General features: G+C 52.4%; 19 protein-coding genes. 2 read left to right on the top strand and 17 right to left on the bottom strand.

Features of this window, described 5'->3' with window-relative positions; genetic code table 11:
* Positions 1-204 precede the first annotated feature (204 nt).
* Together MKJ04_RS07620 and MKJ04_RS07615 are read right to left on the bottom strand one after the other, a co-directional pair.
* A complete protein-coding gene (locus tag MKJ04_RS07620) occupies positions 205-1,467 on the bottom strand; it encodes a zinc dependent phospholipase C family protein (RefSeq protein WP_241640993.1) in 1,263 nt (420 codons plus the stop codon).
* A 47-nt stretch (positions 1,468-1,514) separates the two neighbouring features.
* A complete protein-coding gene (locus MKJ04_RS07615) occupies positions 1,515-2,306 on the bottom strand; it encodes a phosphatase PAP2 family protein (RefSeq protein WP_241640992.1) in 792 nt (263 codons plus the stop codon).
* 137 nt (positions 2,307-2,443) lie between these two features.
* Between MKJ04_RS07615 and MKJ04_RS07610 the strand changes: the two genes are divergently transcribed.
* Positions 2,444-3,004: a DUF4864 domain-containing protein gene (locus tag MKJ04_RS07610; protein WP_241640991.1), complete on the top strand. Its 561-nt coding sequence runs from the start codon at positions 2,444-2,446 to the stop codon at positions 3,002-3,004.
* A gap of 157 nt (positions 3,005-3,161) precedes the next feature.
* Here the strand turns inward: MKJ04_RS07610 and MKJ04_RS07605 are convergent, their stop codons facing one another.
* The 6 genes from MKJ04_RS07605 to MKJ04_RS07580 all read right to left on the bottom strand — a co-directional run bounded on the left by MKJ04_RS07605 (position 3,162) and on the right by MKJ04_RS07580 (position 9,278).
* Positions 3,162-3,653 (bottom strand): GNAT family N-acetyltransferase, encoded by a 492-nt coding sequence (locus tag MKJ04_RS07605; protein ID WP_241640990.1) that lies wholly within the window; start codon positions 3,651-3,653, stop codon positions 3,162-3,164.
* A gap of 133 nt (positions 3,654-3,786) precedes the next feature.
* Positions 3,787-4,290, bottom strand: a complete 504-nt coding sequence (locus MKJ04_RS07600) for a CHRD domain-containing protein (RefSeq protein WP_241640989.1) — start codon at positions 4,288-4,290, stop codon at positions 3,787-3,789.
* 280 nt (positions 4,291-4,570) lie between these two features.
* The gene (locus MKJ04_RS07595) at positions 4,571-5,668 is read right to left on the bottom strand and encodes an efflux RND transporter periplasmic adaptor subunit (RefSeq protein WP_241640988.1); all 1,098 of its coding nucleotides are present in this window, start codon (positions 5,666-5,668) and stop codon (positions 4,571-4,573) included.
* Between the two features lie 139 nt (positions 5,669-5,807).
* Entirely contained in the window at positions 5,808-7,058 is a 1,251-nt protein-coding gene (locus MKJ04_RS07590) for an ABC transporter permease (protein WP_241640987.1), read from the bottom strand.
* A 205-nt stretch (positions 7,059-7,263) separates the two neighbouring features.
* Complete coding sequence (locus MKJ04_RS07585) at positions 7,264-8,508, bottom strand: ABC transporter permease (protein WP_241640986.1); 1,245 nt, start codon at positions 8,506-8,508, stop codon at positions 7,264-7,266.
* A 44-nt stretch (positions 8,509-8,552) separates the two neighbouring features.
* Positions 8,553-9,278, bottom strand: a complete 726-nt coding sequence (locus MKJ04_RS07580) for an ABC transporter ATP-binding protein (RefSeq protein ID WP_241640985.1) — start codon at positions 9,276-9,278, stop codon at positions 8,553-8,555.
* 316 nt (positions 9,279-9,594) lie between these two features.
* Here MKJ04_RS07580 and MKJ04_RS07575 point away from each other — a divergent pair, with 316 nt between their 5' ends.
* Positions 9,595-10,158 carry a hypothetical protein gene (locus MKJ04_RS07575; protein WP_241640984.1) on the top strand — a complete coding sequence of 188 codons (564 nt, stop codon included), beginning with the start codon at positions 9,595-9,597 and terminating at the stop codon, positions 10,156-10,158.
* 171 nt (positions 10,159-10,329) lie between these two features.
* Here the strand turns inward: MKJ04_RS07575 and MKJ04_RS07570 are convergent, their stop codons facing one another.
* The 9 genes from MKJ04_RS07570 to MKJ04_RS07530 all read right to left on the bottom strand — a co-directional run bounded on the left by MKJ04_RS07570 (position 10,330) and on the right by MKJ04_RS07530 (position 18,143).
* The gene (locus tag MKJ04_RS07570) at positions 10,330-11,115 is read right to left on the bottom strand and encodes a pentapeptide repeat-containing protein (RefSeq protein WP_241640983.1); all 786 of its coding nucleotides are present in this window, start codon (positions 11,113-11,115) and stop codon (positions 10,330-10,332) included.
* Between the two features lie 159 nt (positions 11,116-11,274).
* Positions 11,275-11,442 (bottom strand): hypothetical protein, encoded by a 168-nt coding sequence (locus MKJ04_RS07565; RefSeq protein WP_241640982.1) that lies wholly within the window; start codon positions 11,440-11,442, stop codon positions 11,275-11,277.
* Between the two features lie 43 nt (positions 11,443-11,485).
* Positions 11,486-11,857, bottom strand: coding sequence for a GntR family transcriptional regulator (locus tag MKJ04_RS07560; RefSeq protein WP_241640981.1), 372 nt, complete (start codon positions 11,855-11,857; stop codon positions 11,486-11,488).
* Position 11,858: 1 nt separating this feature from the next.
* A complete protein-coding gene (locus MKJ04_RS07555; protein WP_241640980.1) occupies positions 11,859-12,596 on the bottom strand; it encodes a hypothetical protein in 738 nt (245 codons plus the stop codon).
* Between the two features lie 4 nt (positions 12,597-12,600).
* The gene (locus MKJ04_RS07550) at positions 12,601-12,795 is read right to left on the bottom strand and encodes a hypothetical protein (protein WP_241640979.1); all 195 of its coding nucleotides are present in this window, start codon (positions 12,793-12,795) and stop codon (positions 12,601-12,603) included.
* Entirely contained in the window at positions 12,785-13,636 is an 852-nt protein-coding gene (locus tag MKJ04_RS07545) for an ATP-binding cassette domain-containing protein (RefSeq protein ID WP_241640978.1), read from the bottom strand. Before MKJ04_RS07545 ends, MKJ04_RS07550 begins: the two co-directional genes overlap by 11 nt.
* Positions 13,637-14,070: 434 nt before the next feature.
* Positions 14,071-14,481, bottom strand: a complete 411-nt coding sequence (locus tag MKJ04_RS07540) for a hypothetical protein (protein ID WP_241640977.1) — start codon at positions 14,479-14,481, stop codon at positions 14,071-14,073.
* Positions 14,482-14,528: 47 nt separating this feature from the next.
* Positions 14,529-15,818 (bottom strand): plasmid pRiA4b ORF-3 family protein, encoded by a 1,290-nt coding sequence (locus tag MKJ04_RS07535; RefSeq protein WP_241640976.1) that lies wholly within the window; start codon positions 15,816-15,818, stop codon positions 14,529-14,531.
* A gap of 57 nt (positions 15,819-15,875) precedes the next feature.
* On the bottom strand, positions 15,876-18,143 hold the full coding sequence (locus MKJ04_RS07530; RefSeq protein ID WP_241640975.1) for a T9SS type A sorting domain-containing protein: 2,268 nt from the start codon (positions 18,141-18,143) through the stop codon (positions 15,876-15,878).
* Positions 18,144-19,918: the final 1,775 nt, after the last annotated feature.

Genomic DNA, 19,918 nt, shown 5'->3' with positions numbered 1-19,918 from the left:
GGCCCTTGCCCCCATCCAGGATTCATTTCCCGGGTCAGCAAAGACCATACATTGTTTTATCGATAACGAAGGGATATAGTTACACCTGAAGCTACTTTTTTACGTCAATGCCAACGTAGTGTCGTGTGAGCCGTGCAGCGGGCGGGGCTGGCATTGTATCACTTTCGCTATATAAAATCAGTACAAAAACAGGATGCCGGGTACTTAGAACTGCGCAGCCTTCAGTTGCGCCAGATGCTCCTGCATTTTTTCCCCGTCTTCAGCGTCTTTGCCGGAGCGGGGCGGCTTGGCTTTCTTGTAAAACCGGAGTATATCGGTTTGCAGTTCGGGCGTGAGAAGCTTGAAGTCCGACTTGGCGAGTTTCTTAAGCAGTTCAGCGTAAGTCTCATCCGTCAGGGTATACTCGCCGGGTGCCGTTGGCAGGCCCGTGTCGAGTTGCAGGTTTTTCAGGGTGAGGTCTTGCCGCCGCATCTGTTTCAGCATGGCACTATAATTATCTACGGTCATGTTAAAGCTTTCCAGGAAAAACGCTTCGGCCTCTGGCGTGGGGGGCTTAAAGGCAAGGGGGCGCAGCGGGCCAATTTTGGGGAGCACCCTGATCACCCAGGAGGCCAGCCGGGCAAAAATGCCCGGGCGCTCATACTCACGGCCCCAGTGCTTGTGGAACTCGGCCCGGTTCATCCGATAGACGAACTTGCGCCGCGTTATGCCCGGTTTTGCCGCCTGTATCTCCGACTTCTTGGCCATCCAGGCCGCTTTCGTCAGCTCCGGAAACACGTTGCGAATGGTATACCTATAGCTCCCGATGGCCAGCGGCAGGTTTAAAAACACATCGTTCAGTTCCAGTCCGTAGGTGGTCTCAAAGGCTTCTTTCAGGAGGTCTTTCGATACCTTGAAGCCGATAAAATCCTGGTACGACTGTGGCGCGAAGTTACCGCGGGCTACCTGCAGCACATCAAACCCGAACTCTGTTTTCACGTGCGCCACCGGGTCATCGGCATAGGTCACCACGTCGCCGTGCGCTGCCTTTGTTTTGGGGTATACCAGCGGCACGGCGCGGTTGGTGCCAATTGGGTGCCCGTAAATGTCGGCGTTGAAATGTGCCAGCGCCCCAAGCGAAAACGCGTACTCGTCCACTGTTTTGGAGGCTTGCATCAGGTTGAGCACAAAATCGCCGCTGCGCACGTAATGGGTCAGGTTTGTGAAGAAGGTGTTGCCGAAAGGATAATACCCCATGTCCTGCACGATGCAGCCACCGTAGGCATAGGCATGCGCCTGCCGCAACTCCTCCTCGGTGGCATTTGGATATCGCTTCAGCAAAAGCGCCTTCAGGCCCTCTTCCCAGGCGGCGTCTACCACTGCCTGGTGCGTCAGGACGCTGTAACTGTATGCCTGCTGCGCTGCGCCAGCCAACAGGCACAGGAGGAGAGACAGGCAAGCGAGGTATTTATATATTTTCAATTCCATATATTTATATATATGAAATACGGAGCATACCCGGAAAAGATGCACCCTTATTGTTCCCTTCTCCTGGCTTTTCGTTTTTTGTCGTAGATCATCACCTCCATCAGGCTCACGCCCACCAGCAGCCACAGCGCGCCAAGCAGGAAACCGGCCAGCACATCAGACAGGAAGTGCACACCCAAATAGATTCTGCTGAAGCCTACGATGACGATGAGGATGCCCGCCAGCCACAGCACCAGCTCCCGCCACGGGTGGGTATGGTAGTGCCGGTACAGGAAATAGGCCAGCAGCCCATACATGGCAAGCACGGTGGTGGCGTGTCCGCTCGGAAATGAAAAATGCTCCACGGCATAATAGGCCACCTCAGAGGGGCGCTCGCGGCTGAAGAAAGTCTTGCCGTAGCGGGTAGAGATGCCCACCCCTGCCAGCGTAAACCAGAAAACAAAGAGGGCCACAAAGTTGCGGCGGTAAAGGAAGATGGCAGACACAACCCCACCCACTATAAACACCGTTTCCTGCTCCCCGAGCTGCGTAAACGCATACAGCACCTGGCTCAGCGCCTCCGAGCGCACCTTAAACAGCAGGCCTGTAAACGTTTCGTCCAGGGTTACGATCCATGCCGACTCCAGCACGCTCTCGGTCAGTTCGGACAGCAGGGCGATGTTGAGGACAAATACCAGCGAGATCAGCGTGAACGGCAACCCGAGGAAAACCCGGGTGTTGAAGCGGTTCATCAGAAACCGCCACAGCCCGGGGTATTGCTCCCGCAGCCGCCGCACTAGCGGCTGATGCTTTAGTTTGCCGATGGCTTGCTTGACGTAACCAGAGAGTGGGTTTTTCATAGAAAGAGGCTAACAAGCATATACGGTATGGCGCGGCTTTGTTTTCGGGGATTACTTTTTTGTACACTTTCTGATAATCCCCCTTCAAATACGGCAAACAACACAACCCTGCCTATCTAACCAAAGTACATATTCTTATGAAGGGTAAAGACAAAGCCTTTGACTTCCTGATGCTTCTGGTGGGCCTCCTCCTCCTGGTACTGTTCTGGGTGCGGTTCCCCGCCATGCCTGTACTGGAAGACCGGCAGTCCACAGCCTATGTGATGCCCGACGCCATCGCCAGTTCTTCGGCCAAATGGACCTTCCTGAAACCTGACAAGTCTATGTCGCCGCAACAGGTGGTGCACATCCAACTGCAGGCGCTGCAGCAAAACGACCGCAGCGACAGCGGCGTGATCACGGTGTTTAATTTTTCCTCCCCAAAAACCAAGCTACACATCGGCCCTGTAGAGCATCTGCGGATGATGGTGCGCGCGCCGGCATACCAATCTATGCTTAACTTTAAAAGTTACAAAAGGGGGCAGCTTGTGGTGACGGGCAACACCGCCTACCAGCTTGTGGTGATTGAGGGCCGCGATGGGCGGGAAGGCGCCTACATGTTTATCCTCTCGAAACAGCGCAAAGGCACGTACAAAGGCTGCTGGATGACGGATGGGATTGCGCGGCAGGAGGAAGAAGTTTTGACAAGCCGCACCTAGGAATCCCCTTACACACACAACCTCTTATATGGCACAAACGGACGCTTGCGCCATCAGAGAGTCTGGATGCTAATCAATTGATATTGGTATAAACAAGTACCCATGTCAGCCCCAAAATTCTCCTGAAATGAAACCCCCGAGGTTGTGCAGTGGCGTTTTATTCTCCTTTCAGGTCCAGTTCCATTTTAATGTCGGCGCGCTCGTAAATGCTGGGAGGCATAGGCACTTCCACAAAGCCGAGGCGGGTATAGAGGCTGAGCGCGGTGGTAAGCCTACGGTTCGAGACGAGGTATACCTTGCGGGCACCCGCCTGTCTGGCTCTCTCGATAATCCGCTCGCCCAGTAACCTGCCGATGTGAAGGCCCTGGGCGCGGGGTGCCACGGCCATCTTCGCCAGTTCATACACCTCTTCGTCCTCCTTCAGCAAGGCACAGGCCCCCACGGGCTCCCCATGAAAAAGCGCCATCAGGATATGGCCGCCTTTGTTGATGATATAGTTCTGCGGATCGCCCAACGACTTCTCATCGGCTTCCTCCATCACAAAGTACTTCGTGATCCACTCGTGGTTCAGATCATAAAAGGCCTGTGCGTAAAAAGGGTTGAAATCCACGATCTGGATAGACGACGGCATGGTGTATTCCTGTGGCATATCGGGTGCGCTTTTTTTTGGATAACCGCAAAGGTATACATCCTCTCTGTCATCTGCCACAAAAAACGATGCCCGCCACCCATGCAATCTGCTGCATGGGTGGCGGGCATCGTTTAGACGCATGTCAGGCTTCTTACTTCTTGAGCAGATTCCCGCGCAGTTCGCCGGAAGGATGCGTTTTGCTGTGGATGTTAAAGTACCACAGGCCGTTTAGCAGTTGCTTCTCTTCGTCATCGCTCAGTGGGCCAACGGCACCAGAATGAGATCCGCCGGAGCTGTTGGCCGCAAAGCCGGTAACCGGTCTTTTCACCCCCGCACTCATCGTCGGTGTGGCTGGCCCATGGAAGTGCATGGCCACCGTGGTATCGCTGGGGTTGCCCAGTGTCCAAACGAAGTCATACTTGAGCATTTTTGTTTTGCTGTTGTAATGGGCATTCAGCAACCCATAGCCATCCGAGTCCACGGCCGGCACCTCATTAGCCCCCTTCAGCTGCACTCCTTTCCACGAGTTGTCGTCTTTAAGCAGGTCGCCCAGGTCAATATCATCCTTTTCGCAGGATGTCATGAAAACAGTACCCAGCAGCATCAGCACTGCCAGCAGTAAATTGTGTGTGCGTAAACTTTTTTTCACATTCATAGTCATTGATTTTTAGGTAAGTAAATAGCTGATTATACTTACTATCCCCTTTTCCAATGGTTAGGTGCCCTACCGGATTATTCCGTGAAGCATGTATAATCCGGCTTCAACTGGTATGAGAAGGTGGCGTAAGCACATTTTACCAGAAAGCATACCCCCTACGGCAGCACTCCCCCTGTACCCCTCTGTTTTCCAGCGGCATAAACTGCGGCTACTGATCGTGAGAGGGCAACAAAAAAGCGGGCTATACCCGCTTCTCTGCATCACCATTAAGTTTGTTTTATGTTTGCGCGATGCCAACATTGGGCACTTTCACTTTCTCTTTTTCATCCAACCCCGATACCACCTCTATGTTTATACCGTCTGAGAGACCGGTTTTGATCATGCGTTTCTCAAATTGCTGGGGAGCAGTTTCCACCTCCACATACGGCTTGCCTTTGTCGAACTGCAGCACGCTTTCCTTGATGGCCATCACCTTGTCGCGCTTGTCGAGCACGATGTCGGCGTTGGCGCTGTAGCCGGCACGTATAAAATCCTTCTCGTCCAGCACCACCTGCGCCCGAATCGGGAACTTGATAGAGCCTTCCTCGTCCACGCCCTTCGGCGAGATATACTCCAGCTTGGCGTCGAAGGTGCGGCCCTCGATGGCTCCGATAGTCAGCACCAGGTCCATGTTCTCTTTCAGCTTGCCCACCTCCGACTCATCAATCTTGCCCTCAAACACCAGGCTGCGCATGTCGGCCACGGTGGCGATGGTAGTGCCCTCGTTGAAGTTGTTGCGCTCGATGATAGAGGTTCCGACCTTGATCGGCACATCCAGCAGCATACCGTCGATGGTAGAGTAGACTAAGTTGGAGGACTGCTGCCCTCTTTTGCGGGAGGAGCCCTCGCGCACCAGTTGCAGGTTGTTTTCCGCGGCCTGCATCGCCTCCTGCTTCAGGGCGAAGTCGGCTTTATACCGGCGGTATTCCTGCTCCGGGATGACCTTCTGCGCATACAGCTCATCGTAGCGGGCCAGTTCGCGTTTGGCCTCCTCAAAGTTGAGCCGCGCGGTTTGCAGGTTGGTCTCGGCGTTGTTCACGCTCACCATGTTGGGCACGATCCTGATCTTGGCCAGCAATTGCCCCTTCTTCACAATCTCGCCAGCCTCTACGTGCAGCTCCTCCACTATACCCGACACCTGCGATTTGACCTGCACCTCTTTGCGCGGCACAATAGAGCCGGTGGCCACCGTCTTCTTCACAATCTCGGTTTCGAACGGAGCCTCCGTTTTATATACCACAGGGTCGGTGTTTGCTTTCTGATAGAAGTAATAGGCGAGCCACCCAGACAAGCCTAAAAACACCAGCACGACAACACCTAGCAATACCTTTTTCATAATTCATTCATCAATTAACATGTATCATTTATCAGTTCGCATACCTCTTATTCAGAAGAACACTGGTTCTGTGGAAGTTATGCTGTTGCGATACGCCCACAAGATCCTTTCAGGATGACAACAGGGAAATTGCAACGCGCTACTCGTCGCGGAGCGCCACCACCGGGTTGACGCGGGCGGCTTTGGTGGCCGGTATGAGGCCAGCCAGAGCCCCCGTGAAAACCAGCAGCACGGTGGCCGTCACTGCGATGCCCAGGTTTACCTCCGGAATGCCGAAAAAGCCCGCCTGCACATCGAACCGGCGCATCAGGTACTCAATCAGGGCGATGAGACCGGTGCCCGTCAGCAGCCCCATATACCCGGCAAAGCCCGTGATCACGATAGACTCCTGTATAATCAGGCTGATGATAGACCACGGCGTGGCGCCCAGGGCCTTGCGCACCCCGATTTCCTTGGTCCGCTCCTTCACCACAATCAGCATGATGTTGCCCACCCCGATGATGCCCGCGATGATGGTGCCGATGCTCACCAGCCAGCTAAACCCGGCGATACCGGCAAACAGCCCCTGCACATCCTGAAACTCTTTCTCCACGTTTGCCGAGCCAAAGGCCTTCACATCTTCGGGGGCTACCTGATGGCGCTGCATTAGCAGGGTCTTTACTTTCTCCTCTATCAGTTCAGCGGGCACCCCGGGCTTAGGTATGAGCGCCATAAACCCGATCTGGTTCACCTGATTATAGGTTTGCTGCAGGGTGGTATGCGGTATGTAAATCACCTTGGCGTCTTCCACAATGTCCTCGCCCTTGCCCTGCGGCTCAAACGTGCCCACCACCTGAAAATAACTGCCCCGGATGCTGATGTACTTACCGATCGGATTTTCCTCCCCCGGAAACAGCACCTCCAGCACGCGCGGCCCCACTACGGCTACTTTGCGCTTCTCCTGCATGTCGATCTCGTTCACAAAACGGCCGGAGGTCACTTGCAGCGGCTTCACAAAAAGCACATCGGGCGTTTCGCCGTTCACTGTGAAGGCAGAGCTCTTGTCTTTGTAGTTCACCGTGAAATCGCCCCGCAGCTGGTTGCTGGGTGCCACCACGCCCACCTCCGGGATGTTGGCTCTGATGGCCGCCACATCATCGTTTGTCATCTGGACAAACCGACCGGCCTTCAGTCCCATATAGGGCACGCTGGTCCGCTGTGTCCAGACGAAGACGGCGTTCTTGGCAATGTTAAACTCACTCGTGATGCCGTTTTCCAGCCCTTTGCCCGCACCCAGCAACACCACCAGCATAAAGATGCCCCAGAACACGCCAAAGGCGGTCAGCGCCGTGCGCAGCTTGTGCTTCTTCACGGTGTTGAAAATCTCCTGCCATTTATCGATGTCGATCATGCATACATAATTTTGAATAACTGATTATTGAATTTTGAATGAGTGGTTGAGTGACTGATTAAAATGGTATGAACGCTTCATTTTTGAAGCAGCAACAGCGGCTCTCTAGTTATATCTTGTAAGGCGAAAGCTTCAGATTTACTAAGTATAAAACTCACTCAACCTCTCATTCAAAAATCAGGTATTCCGTCATTCATAATTAAAATCAATCCGCCCGCAGTGCCTCAATGGGTTTGATGTTGGCGGCTTTCAGGGCAGGCACCAAACCGGCCAGCGCCCCGGACAGCACCAGCACCACCGTAGCCGACAGCGCCACGCTCAGGTCTACCTCGGGGTTGGCGAAGAAAGCCATCTCCGCCCCCGACGACACCAGCAAATACTCCAGCAGCGCCAGCACCCCCGTGCCGGCCAATAGCCCCAGATAGCCCGAGAACGCCGTGATCACCACCGACTCCTGTAAAATGAGGCTTACGATGGAGGCGGGCGTGGCACCCAGCGCCTTCCGGACGCCAATCTCGCGGGTGCGTTCCTTCACGATGATCAGCATGATGTTGCTCACGCCTACTATACCCGCTATCAGCGTGCCGATGCCCACAACCCAGACGAAGATGCGGATGCCGCTGAACAGGCCCATCACTTTTAGAAATTCCTTCTCCGTGTTTTCCACCCCGAGCGCCATGTCGTCTTCCTCCGAGAATTTGTGCCGCTGTGCCAGCAGCTTCCGCAGGCGGTCTTCCATCTCTGTGGCCGGAACGTCATTCTGGGAGGTGAGCAGCATCATCTGCACCTGGTTTGGCTGGTTGAAGGCGCCTTGCAGGGTAGCGAAAGGGATATAGGCGCGCTCCTCGCGGCGGCCGCTGTTGTTGCCACGCACCTTAAAGGTGCCCTCCACCTTAAAATATATGCCCCGGATGTTGACGTACTCGCCCACTGGGTCCTGTTCCTTGAAAAGCACCTGCGCCACCTGCTCGCCCAGCACCACCACTTTGCGCTTTTCCTGCTCGTCCAGTTCATTGAGCAGGCGCCCGCGGTTGGGGCGCTCGCCGTTCAGCTCCAGAAAATCCGGCTGTGCCCCGAACACCTGGTAGGAGCCGTTCTGCTTTTTGTAGTTGATGGTATACTCGCCCCACACGCGGTTGCGGGGGGCCATCATGTCCAGGTCGCTGACTTCGCGGTTTATGGCTTTGAGGTCTTCATTGGTGAGTTTTATCTCCCGGCCGGGTTTCATACCCTTGTGGGCAACTGCGGTCTTGCCGCTCCAGACGTAGATGCTGTTCTTGGCCCCGTCGCCGAAGCGGTTGTATACCCCATTCTCCAGCCCCTTGCCCGCGCCCAGCAAAAGCACCAGCATAAAGATGCCCCAGAACACACCGAAGGCTGTCAGGAACGTACGCAGCTTGTTTTTCTGCATCGTGCCCCATATCTCCTGCCATTTGTCAAGGTCGAACATCTGCTGAGTGGTTAAATGGTTGATGGCTGGTTTGTGTTTGCGGGCTAATGGCCCGTAGCCACAGTCCTCTTGTCTGGCTGTGCGGCCTCCGTACTCAGCCCGTGGTCATCGTTCACGATCAGGCCGTCTCTCAGGCGTATCACGCGGTGGGTCTGGTCGGCAATGTCGTTCTCGTGCGTCACGATCACCACGGTCATGCCCTTGCGGTTCACGTCCTTGAAAATTTCCATCACCTCGTTGGAGGTCTGTGTGTCGAGGGCACCGGTCGGCTCGTCGGCCAGGATGAGCTTGGGCTGCGAGATAAGCGCCCGGGCAATGGCCACGCGCTGCTTTTGCCCCCCCGACAGTTCGTTGGGCGAGTGCTCGGCCCAGTCTCTCAATCCCACCTTGTCGAGGTACTCCAGCGCCAGCTTGTTGCGTTGCTTGCGGCCTACCTGCTGGTAGTAGAGCGGCAGCGCCACGTTTTCCATCGCGTTTTTAAACGAGAGCAGGTTGAACGACTGGAACACGAAGCCCAGAAACTTGTTGCGGTAAAAAGCCGCCTTTGCCGCCGACAGGTTCTTGATCCGGGTGCCGGCCAGGGTATATTCGCCGCCTTCATAATCGTCGAGAATGCCCAGGATGTTGAGCAGCGTGGACTTGCCGGAGCCAGAGGAGCCCATGATCGACACAAACTCACCCTCGCGCACCTGCATGTCGATTCCTTTCAGCACATGCAGCTTGTTTTGCCCCACGGCGTAATATTTATGAATGTGGTTCAGCTCGATCATAGGCTTCGGCTTTTTCGGTGGCGGTCCTTATTTATAACGGTAGTTTGTTATACAAGGTACTGAATGTTATACAAAAACTTTATTCCTTTATACTTATAACGGAAATTTATCGATCTACAGCGTAGCAGACTCGACGAATCCGGAATTTGGCAGCCGGTATTTTGGTATAAGCACCGGCGCAGGGTTTGGAAGGTGATGGGTATACCCCATCGACTTATAGAAACACAGATGCAGGTACAGAATGAAGGGTTGCCTGAGTGGCACAAAATTTCGACACGCAAACTTCTGCCTCAATCATCAGTAGCGCATATCCTCTATGTTTTCAGAACATCTCCCGGCTCCGATCCTCTTTCATCCGCTGAAACACCACCTGGGGTATATAAAAGCGTTTGTGGAGCGCGGGACACATGCCCCGGAGGCCGAGTTAAAGGCAGCTTTCCGAACAATCGGCCGCTCACAGCTGGATTTATACATAGGGGCACTGCCGGCAGCGCAGGTAGCGGAGGAGGTGCTCCAGTTTTTAAAGGAGCACGGCCTGCTGCAGCCCGACGCCTATCGCCGGTATATCGCCAGTTCGGGGGCGGCCCACCGCGTGCTCCCGCTCTCAGATGCCTCGGCGTGGGTGCTGCGCTGGGGAGTGGTGCCGGGCAGGCATGTGCACATACACCCGGGCCGCTATGCCCGGTATACCCTGCGCGTGAAAGCCAATGTGCTGAAAATAGCCCTCGCCGCGGCGATTACCAGGAAAAAGAACAGCGAGGGCACCGTGATCGGTACGCCCTTTATAAACGAGGTGCGGGCAAAATGGCTGGCGCTGCCGCCCGTGAAAGACCTGGACTCCAGCGAGGGGCTTGTCCATATCCTATCGCTGGTTGAGTAAAACGGCCTTAGAGCATGTTTAAAATTCATCTTTTGGGCTGCAAATTGTTCATAAAGGAACCTGACTTCGCCTTTTTATCACCCCATAGCGCTGCTATGCGGCTCAAAAAACGCTTCGCCAGAACCCTTCCTGAACAATTTTCGCTTCCAAAAACGAAATTTAAACATACTCTTATTTATACCTGCTCTGTAAACCAGAAAGCGAAACGGATTTATCGTTCAGCCGGGTATACTTAAAGTCGTCTCCGCCCCGGAAGTCGGTGCCGCGAAGGTTAAAGCTGTCTGAGATCTTGGCGTACTTGAAATTGGCCGTGCCATCGAAACGGGCTTCCTGAAAGTCTGCGCCCTCCAGAAACTTGGTGTATTTGAAGTTTGCCTCTTCCGCAAACGTAGCGCCGGCAAAACTCACTTTATCCGGGAAATCAACATACTTGAAATTGGCCGCCTCCTCGAAACGCACATTGCTGAAGTTCACGTCTTTGGAGAAATCGGTATACTTGAACAGCGCCTCTTCTGTAAAGCGGCTTCCTTGGAAAGAGGCCTTGCCTTTGAACCCGGCATACTTAAAGGCGCTTTTCTGCGCAAACATGCAGTTCTCAAAAAGCACGTCTTTCTCGAAATGGGTATTATATACTCGGTTGGTATTGTTAAACATGCCCGACGCGCCGTTGTCTGGGCTATAATATGCCAGCACATCGCCCCTGAACGTGCAGTTCACAAAAGTAACTGGGGCTGTCACGGTGCTGATGTACGCTTCGGTGTCCTGCTTCCCGCTCTTGCGTTTCATGTTCTGCAGCTTCGTCATGTCGAGGTTGCCCACGATCTCTGCATTTTTGTAAGAAACGGCCTCGCCCCGGTTCATCTTCTCGATTATCTCGGAGGCGTTCACTTTGGTTTGTGCCCAGGTCAGCAGCGGAAACAGCAGCAACACGCATACCATCTGTATTTTTCTCATCATAGTTGTATAGGTTAAATGAAGGTTCGCCTAATAGATAAGGAAGCAAGGGCAAAGGTTGCCTGAGCGCGAGATAAAAATTGCAAAGGGCGCTTGTACCAGCAGTGTTTCTTTGAAGCATGTGCAAGCTTTGCTTCCAAAACGAACTTCCAAAAACGCTTATTAAAGCGCTGGGGCAGCAGGAGCCTCCGGCACGGCAGGCGGGGCAGGGGGAGACGTATGTTCCTGTTTGAATTTCCCCTCCATAACGTAAAATCTAGCTGTGCCGAGCATCACGGTTATAAATACCAGGATCGTCAGCAGAAGGCCCAGCAGAAGTTTATTACTCATGTTCATGTTTTTAGCGCTTTAAAATAACTTATAAATTTCACACTCAATGGCCATTCAGCTCCGGCTTCGCACTTATATAGGCCTTCAGGTCGTCGAGCTTGATGCCCAGCAGCTGCATGTTTTTGAAGAACACCGGCAGCTCTTCCTCCAGAAACTGCTCTCTTTTGATCGCGATGGTTTTCTCAAAGCCGTCGTCGGCCAGGAAATAGCCAATGCCGCGCTTGTTGTAGATGATGCCTTTGTCCTGCAGGTAGTTGAAGGTGCGCATGGTGGTGTTGGGGTTCACCTCAAACTCCACGGCCATGTCGCGGATAGAGGGTACTTTGTCGCCGCTGCCCCATTTCTTCTGGAGGATGTTCTCGAAGAAGCGGTTCGCGATCTGTAGATATATGGCTTGGTTCTCTCTGAATTCCATCTTACACCTGCCTTTCTTTTAGTTTGAAATAAGAAACCAACAGCATGAACGGCGCAAACAGCCACCAGAACAGCATCGGGATGATTTTAGTAAAGATATATTCTGCGGTGTCTTTAAACTCGTCGCTGGGGCCTCCCCGGTAGTTGCTTTGCCCGAACAGCAGATAGCCAAGGCCTCCGGTGTAGGCACTAATCAGGAGCGCCGCCACGATCAGGGCCAGCAGCGTTTTCAGGAAGTTGTTGCCCCGGAAAGCGGTTGCCCCTAGCACGAAGATGGCCTGCGTAACCAGGTATACCCGTATCACGACAAAGAAACTCTTGTCGAACAGGTATGGAAACGCCTCGAGGTTGCCTGCCACCAGGGAGCTGAAGAAAGAGAGCAGCAGTATGATCAGCCCGAACACCAGCACATATACCGGCGAGGTGACAAACCAGGCCGCCAGAAGCTTTTCGGCGGCCGACACAGGCAGCGTCAGGAACATATAGCTTTTCTGCGGGGCGTGCATCTCGTCGAAAACCTTGCTGGTGAAGATATACCCCCCCAGCATGAACACCACCAGGTATAGATTGCGCAAATTCAGCAGGGTGTCGGGGTCAGGGTTAAAGTAGGCAAACAGCGCAGAAACGATCAGCAGCACGCCCAGGACTGCCACAATGGCGATCCACATGGTGTTGACGTTCAGGTATAGCTGCCTTCTCAAGAAGAAGCTCAGCCGTTTCAGGTTCAGTTCTGTAGTCATGGTTTTATTTTACGAGAATGGTTAGGAGAGCGGAATCGTGTACAATGCCTTGCAGCACCAATTCCAGCGGATAGGTATAGTTTAGCTGCTCTGTCTCTACCAGAATGGCACAGGCAAGGGCTGCCATGGCAATTAGCGGAGTGCTGAAGGAGAGCTCCAACTGCTTCAGTTGGTGGCGCACGGTGTGTTTAGTACTCATACTTGTAACTGGCAAAGTGTTCGTTTATACCGGCTGCGTTCCGGATAACGCCATTAAACAGCAACTCCAGATCTACCCGCGCATCGTGGCCCGCCGCGTTCTTGACGATGCCCGCTTTCCGGCCCCGCATTTCCTCAGCGTACAGCACCTCTGCTGCAGGCATGTCCGCCACATCGTGTTCGAAGGCCAGTTTCTCTGAGATCTCGGCTATGTTGCGGTTAAAGATGATGCTGCCGTTCTCGAGCACCACCACGTTGTCGATCAGGTTTTCGAGGTCGCGGACCTGGTGCGTGGAAATCACGACAATCTTCTCCTCGTCCAGCGCCGACACCATGATCTTGCGGAACTGGCTCTTGGACGGGATATCGAGGCCGTTAGTTGGCTCGTCCATGATAAGCAGGCGGGCGTTGGTGGCCAAGCCGAAGGCAATCAGGAACTTCTTCTTTTGCCCGTACGACAGCGTGGAGAGTTTGGCGTCCTCTGGCAGCTCGAACTCCGCCAGGTACGCCTGCAGCTGGTTGTAACTGAACCGGGAGTAGAACACGCCGTTCGTCTTCACGTAGCTGCGCAGGCTGATGGGCGGCAGGTTAAACTCCTCCGGGATCAGGTAAATATCCTCCAGCATGGCAGGCTTTCGGGCCGAAGCATCGAAGCCAAACACCGAGCATTGGCCGCTGTCGGGGTATAGCAACCCGGAGATGTGCTTCAGGAGCGAGGATTTCCCCGCGCCGTTTTTTCCCAGCAGACCATAGATAAACCCCGGCTGCAGGGTCAGGTTCAGGTTCTCGAAGAGCGGCTTCTTCTTTTTATACCTGAAGTGAATGTTCTTTAACTCAACCATAGTCTCATTTGCTTAGTGTATTAGTTACATAGTACACTACAAATGTAGAAATAGTTTTCGTATTGCCAACTAATGCCTGAGATTTTTTTACATCGAGAGAACTTCAAGACCTCACAGTGTCTGCAAGACCTGTGAGTGTCTTTGGGAAGGATGGAATGTTGGGGTATGATGAAGAGCTTCTTTGGGGATATGCTAGTGAGTGTCTTCGGAGTATGGGAGTGGCTACGGGGTATGATGAAGAGCAATTCTCAGGTATAACAGAGCGTTTCCTGGAATAATTAAGCCGCTTCGGTATAGCACAGCCGCTTGGGTAAGCATAGCCGCTTGGGTAAGCATAGCCGCTTGGGTATAGCACAGCCGCTTCGGTATAGCACAGACACTCACAGGTCTTGCAGACACTGTGAGGTCTGGAGGTATGAGGAGCACTGTTAGCTTTAGGGCCAGAAAATCGGGTTTTTCTCCACTTCCTCCAGGCAATCCTGCAGGCTGAGGCTTTCGAACACCTGCCACCACTGTCCGGTATGGCGAAAGTAAGCCAGATGAAACGTGTTGGCACCAGCATACTCCAGGCGGGCAAATTTCATCTCCCGCTCTGGCAGGATGGCATCTGGCGACGCATAGCGATAGGTGGCACAGAAGTAAAAGAAGCTGCGGTACCACTTGCCATATACATCGCTCACGTAGCCCCACTCACTGTTTGGCGGCTGCACCCACTCGGGCTTTTTCATTTGGATGAGCACCTGGCACTGCGCCTCCACCTGCTGCTTCTGTGCCTCCGCTATTTTTGGCTTGACAGCTTTGCCAGTTGTGGGCAGCCACATTTTCGGGGATTTCTTTTTAGCCATTCGTATAAGTTTTTTTATGAGCCTTATTGCTCCTCTTCTTCATCCTCCTACCGATACTGGGCGGGTGCATCCCCTTTTTCTTCCACCAATGTGGCCGTACCAGTAACGGGCACGTTCGGTTCAATTTTCTGAACCAACAACTCAAAAAGCCAGCAGTCGCCAAAATCGAAGAGGTACACAAAGCGCATGCCCTCATATAAATCCAGCTCGCCTAGCCGTACCTCATCTGCAAACGGCCCTCGTTCTCCGCGCCGGTCAAATATGCCCGCGTCCGACCATTCTTTACCATCCATGTAGAAGGCATATAAATGGTCGTTGTCGAACTTATAGAAGTGCTGAATAGCCAGGTGCAGCTCTTCCAGCGTGGCCGAGGCGCCGATGGCAATGGTCCGGTATAGCTTCCCGGACAGTGACACTTTAAGGGTATAGCAACCGTCCTTAAACGTTTCCTGCTGGCTATAAAAATCCTCCTCCAGATCTTCAGGAGCAAACAGGGGCTTAAACGCTTCGATGAAAGGCTCATCCGGTTTACTCATCTCTGGTTCCGTCTCCTCTGCCTCTCCTCCTGCAACGTCCTGCAGCATGTTGAAGATGTTCTCCAATTCATCAAACATATCAGTCCCCTGGTCAAAAGGCTGGTTCCATGCTTCCAGTGGCCGTTGCTCCAGCAGCACAGGCACCAGGTGCTGGCTCAACTCGCGGGCTACTATTTTTCGGTATGGAAATTCATGGCTCTCGGGCCGCTTCGTGAGCGTGTGGTCTGGCACCAGATCGAAAAAGCCCAGAAACCAAAGCACTTCATACGCTTTCCGGCTAAACAGATGAAGCGGCGGCTTGCCAGCCTGCACCTGCACCGATCTGTCCTGCACCTCCAGCTCCTGTCCGGGATCGCTTAGCGCCATCAGGCCCAGCAACTCAAACACTGATTCTGCAAAAAACAGGCTCCGGGCACCTGTCAGCTCTTCCCAATTGAGGTGGCACCACAACGTCTCCAGCAGAAAAAAGTAGCGTTCGGTGCGCGTCATCAGGTCATACTTCTCCAATTGCTCGGGATTCACTTTCAGGTATACGCCTTTTTTCTCGTGGTGCACCCGCGCCAGCTTACCGGCGATCACCACCTGATAGAAGAAGTCGAGCAAAGGGTACTGCGGCTGCCTGCTTTTATTGGTCACCCAAGCGGCCTGGAAGTGCATCTCCGGGTTCAGCCGGAACAGGTCTGCCTGTTTCAGATGCGCGCTGCTCCCGGTAACGGACACCTGCTGGTTTGTCCGGAGGAAGGTGAGGTATAGATCGAAGTCGTCTAAGACAGGAAGCTCAGGAAGTATAATCTTGTTCATCGCAAGGGGGTTAAAATAACAGCACTATTTTCCTATAAGCGGATTCGCACAGAAATGTTACAGCTTCACCAGTTTGGCCTTGTATACCTCCTGCTGTATGCGGATATCCAGAAAATACATACCCGGCGCAAGCGATCCCATATCAAGCTGCTGCTCCAGAACGGTATGCGCTTTCCGGACCTGAACGCGCATGACCCGCCTGCCCAACTGATCCCTGACAGTAATGGTCGCCTCCCCGATAGCGTTCGAGACAAATGCCACCAATAGTTCATCTTGCGTAGGGTTCGGGCTCAGTTTGAGTATGGATGTGGGCAACTGCACCACGTGCATAACGCTTTTGCTTTGCGCTTCGCAGCCGTTGGTGACTGTTGCCACGCGGTATGGGCCCGTGTTTCTGGCCAGCAGTTTCTGGCTCGTTTCTCCCTTTAGCGGCTGATCCTCGAAAAACCACTGGTAGCTATCTGCCTGCGGCGCAATCAACGTATCCTTGGTAGCGGTTACCGCCACTTCGTTGGGATGAATGCGCACAACGGCAGCACTTACCGGGCTCTCGCAGCCGTTTACTGTCTGGGTGGCATAGAACGTGGTAGTGGCAGACACCGTGGGTATAAAGCTGTTGCCTGCAAACACCCTGTGCTGCTTCGCCGCATCCTCATACCAGGCAATGTTACTCCCCTCGGCCGTGACAGGCAAAAGCTGATCGCCCTCGCATTGGATGTCGGGCATAGTTATACCGGGGGCGGGAGGCAGGGCAAACCGGTTAACTTTCAGCTGGCTCCTGGAGGACGCCTCGCACAAGGTGACCGACCATTCCAGCAGCGTTTCGCCATACCCGATATCTTGTAGCGCAGTGGTTGGGCTTTCCGGGTTAACAATTGTTGCCTGCCCGCTGAGCAGCTTCCAGCGGCCTCTGCCTTTGGCAGGCTGGTTGGCCTGCAACACGGCCTGGTTGGTTTCGCACAACTGTATGGCCGCGCCTGCCTGTGCCGGGGTTGGCTCGTCTTTGCCGCACTCGTATACCACCAGGGGCACCGGCGAGGCCAACACGGTATCCCCAATTATATTCACCACTTCATTGGTGGCAATCGGGCTGTTATAGTCAAAGTAGTTATAGGCGGTGTTGCGGATCACTGTTCCGTCCGGGTTACTTGGGTTCTGGGCGATGGAGAATTTTATATAGCCATGGCTCCCCGGCTCGTCTGCTTTATCGTCCGGGAGGTTGATGTTTTTGAAGGTGAACGTAACAACGGGCCTGCCTTTGCCCGACACGGTATAGGTGAACGGATGCGACGCGGAGCCAATCCGAAGCGAGGAGATGTCCAGGTGCTCGCTGATGGTGTCTTCCACCACCACGTTGTAGGCCACGTCTGTGCCCGTGTTCTGAAACCGGATGAGATACTTCAGGTCGTCTTCGGCTTTTATATACCTCCGGCTGGTGATACCCTGCGGACTCACCTGCTTGTCGTTTGGGTCGTAACTGTCTATGATGGTTAGGCAGGAGACATCTGTATCGACATCGGCATCATCCTGGTAAAAAGCATCGATGGGCGTGGGCACTACAATAGAATCCGCGCCTCCCGGAACAGATGACGGCTGAATACTTGCCGTGGGACGGCTCTTGCCGGGGTGGTCTGCTACCTGGTCTGCCTCCAGGCGGTAAGTTACGGATTGGGCAGGCAGTTCTAACGTGACGTGCTCTCCCTGGCTTAGCATTACCTTGCCCTCCTTGATCAGCGCAGCGTTGGCAAATACCCGATAGGAGGTGCTGTCGCTCATGTCTTCGGTGCCTTGGTTGGCAATAGAAAAGGTCACCGTTTGCTCCTGGTTAGTAATGCTGCCCGCCACCGCCACACTGGCATAGGCCCGGTTATCGCTCGGGACAACACAGGTGCTTTTAGGCGTGATAAAGGCCTGGATGCATTGGCTCAGCCCCCGGATGCTTTCGTTGCCGCATATAGTCGAGTCCGTAATCACAAAGCTTTTGCGCTCCCCTGCCCGCACCAAGCCAATGTCAAATACCAGCGCCGAGTCACGTTTCGCCGTCCAGGGCACCTCGCTGCTGATAGGCACGACGTATTTGGGGTAAAGTACCTTTATCTTCACATCCTGGGCATCTGCTGTGCCCTCGTTGGTATACGTAACGGTGGTCTTGCTCCGGAAGCAGCGGCGGCGGCGATCAGCGGCGATATCAACGGTTAGTTGAGAACATTCTTTGACCTGATTGGCAAAGTTCAGGTGTTGGGACTTGCCTGACTCTGATATATCAGTAGTAAAGGACTGATTAGCTCCAGGGTATACCTGATCAATGATCTTTGTCCTGCTCACAGGAAGAACCTGTGAAACAGTATATGCCCCGGGCTCTACATCCATAAAAAATTTTCCCTGAGAATTCGAGATTGCGTAGTAGGGCCCAGGTTCTGCTTTTAGAATTATATCAGACATGCCCCGTTCAAAGGCATCCCTGACTTTGTTTCCATTTACGTCTTCAAAAATACTCCCTTGAATAAAGGCAGAGCCAGGAGGAACAAAGTCTGCATCAACTATTCTTGCTGTAAAAATATTGCAATTTGCTTTAGGTAACTCTGTAGTATCGAATACACCAACTTTAGAATACGCTCCGCAAAGGTTCACATTTCCCACCTTATCCGTACTTATACCCAAACCTCTGACATACTCGAAGGATGCTTGAGAAAGGTTTAAATTCGCAGAAGCTGTCCATCTGACATTACCGTTCCTGTCTATTTTAAATAAAAAAAGATCAAATTTGTAATCATACTGTGTAGACGGAACATTTTTCAGAGTATCTCCTTCGATCTTAAATTCCTTATTAAAAAAGCCTGATACAAAAGAATCACCGTAATTGTCAGTCGCTATGCTTACACCAATCTCATTGGCTGAACTGCCGTAAGATTTAATCCATTCCACACTACCATCTGTATGGATCTTAGAGATGAACACATCACTTGTACTGTAATCCGCCCCTCTGTTAACTATTTCAAAACCATCTACTTTAAAAGTCTTGGAACAGGATCCTGTGAGATAAACATTCCCCGCTTTATCAGTACTAATTGAGTTCTCATGGTTACTACTATTAAACACCTTTGCCCATTGCAATTTACCGCCTGCTGAAAACTTGCTGACAAAATGTGATTTAGGTAAATTGGATGATAAACTAATGTCTTCAAACTCTAACTGCCACGAGAAAACTCCTGCGAGAAAGATATTGCCTTTACCATCGATTTTTACATCTTCTCCTGAATCTATATCTTGACCGGCTATAACTTCTACCCACTTAAAGTTGCCACTTGAGTCATACTTAGTTAAGAAGATATCTCCAAGATCATTAGTTTTAAATGTTTGCGTACCAAATTCGACTGTATCTTGAAACTTTCCGGTTATTACAACTTCATCACCAGTATTAGTTATAGCTAACGGATAGATTTCACCCACGCCAAGATTTCTAGCCCATAACACATTCCCATCTTTATCATATTTAGCAAAAAAGCTTTTTTTGGGTCCATTTAACGTTGCGTCAGGAAATGTAACGGAGGGAGAGAAAGCTATACTCCCATTATAATACCCAACAACATAAATATTCCCGTTATTGTCTGTCGTCAAAGCAGACAATGTCCTTCCGCCAACCCCTGAAGAATTCGAAATCTTTCTTGCCCAAATCGGAATTCCAGATTTACTATACTTTACTAAAAATGGGGTCCCCGAAAAACTGCCATATAGCGTGAAGGGATAGAAATTAAGCGTACTGGATTCAAAGTTTCCGGCCACTACAGAATTACCTAAAACATCCACCTCTATACCTATCACCCGTTGTCTGGAATTATCAATGCCGGAGATTAAGTTAGTGTACGCTACTCCTGGTTTTACCCATTGCCACGCTTGCGCATAGGCAGTTAGCTGCAAAAGAGCAAATACAGGAATTAACAGTATGAGTAAACGTGTTTTCATAGAGGCTAAATAATTCAATCCTAAATCTACGATTAAATAGAATAGTTCTAATATACATATTTAATTAGTCGCTCCTTAGCAAGTCCCAATACCTAAACTAAACAATCTTAAACTGAGCAATCGGCAGCGCCCAAAAT

The sequence above is a fragment of the Pontibacter sp. E15-1 genome (genome assembly GCF_022601975.1).
Classification (GTDB): domain Bacteria; phylum Bacteroidota; class Bacteroidia; order Cytophagales; family Hymenobacteraceae; genus Pontibacter.
The sequence above is the reverse complement of the archived record's forward strand: the minus strand, read 5'-3'. Positions and strand labels throughout refer to the sequence as shown.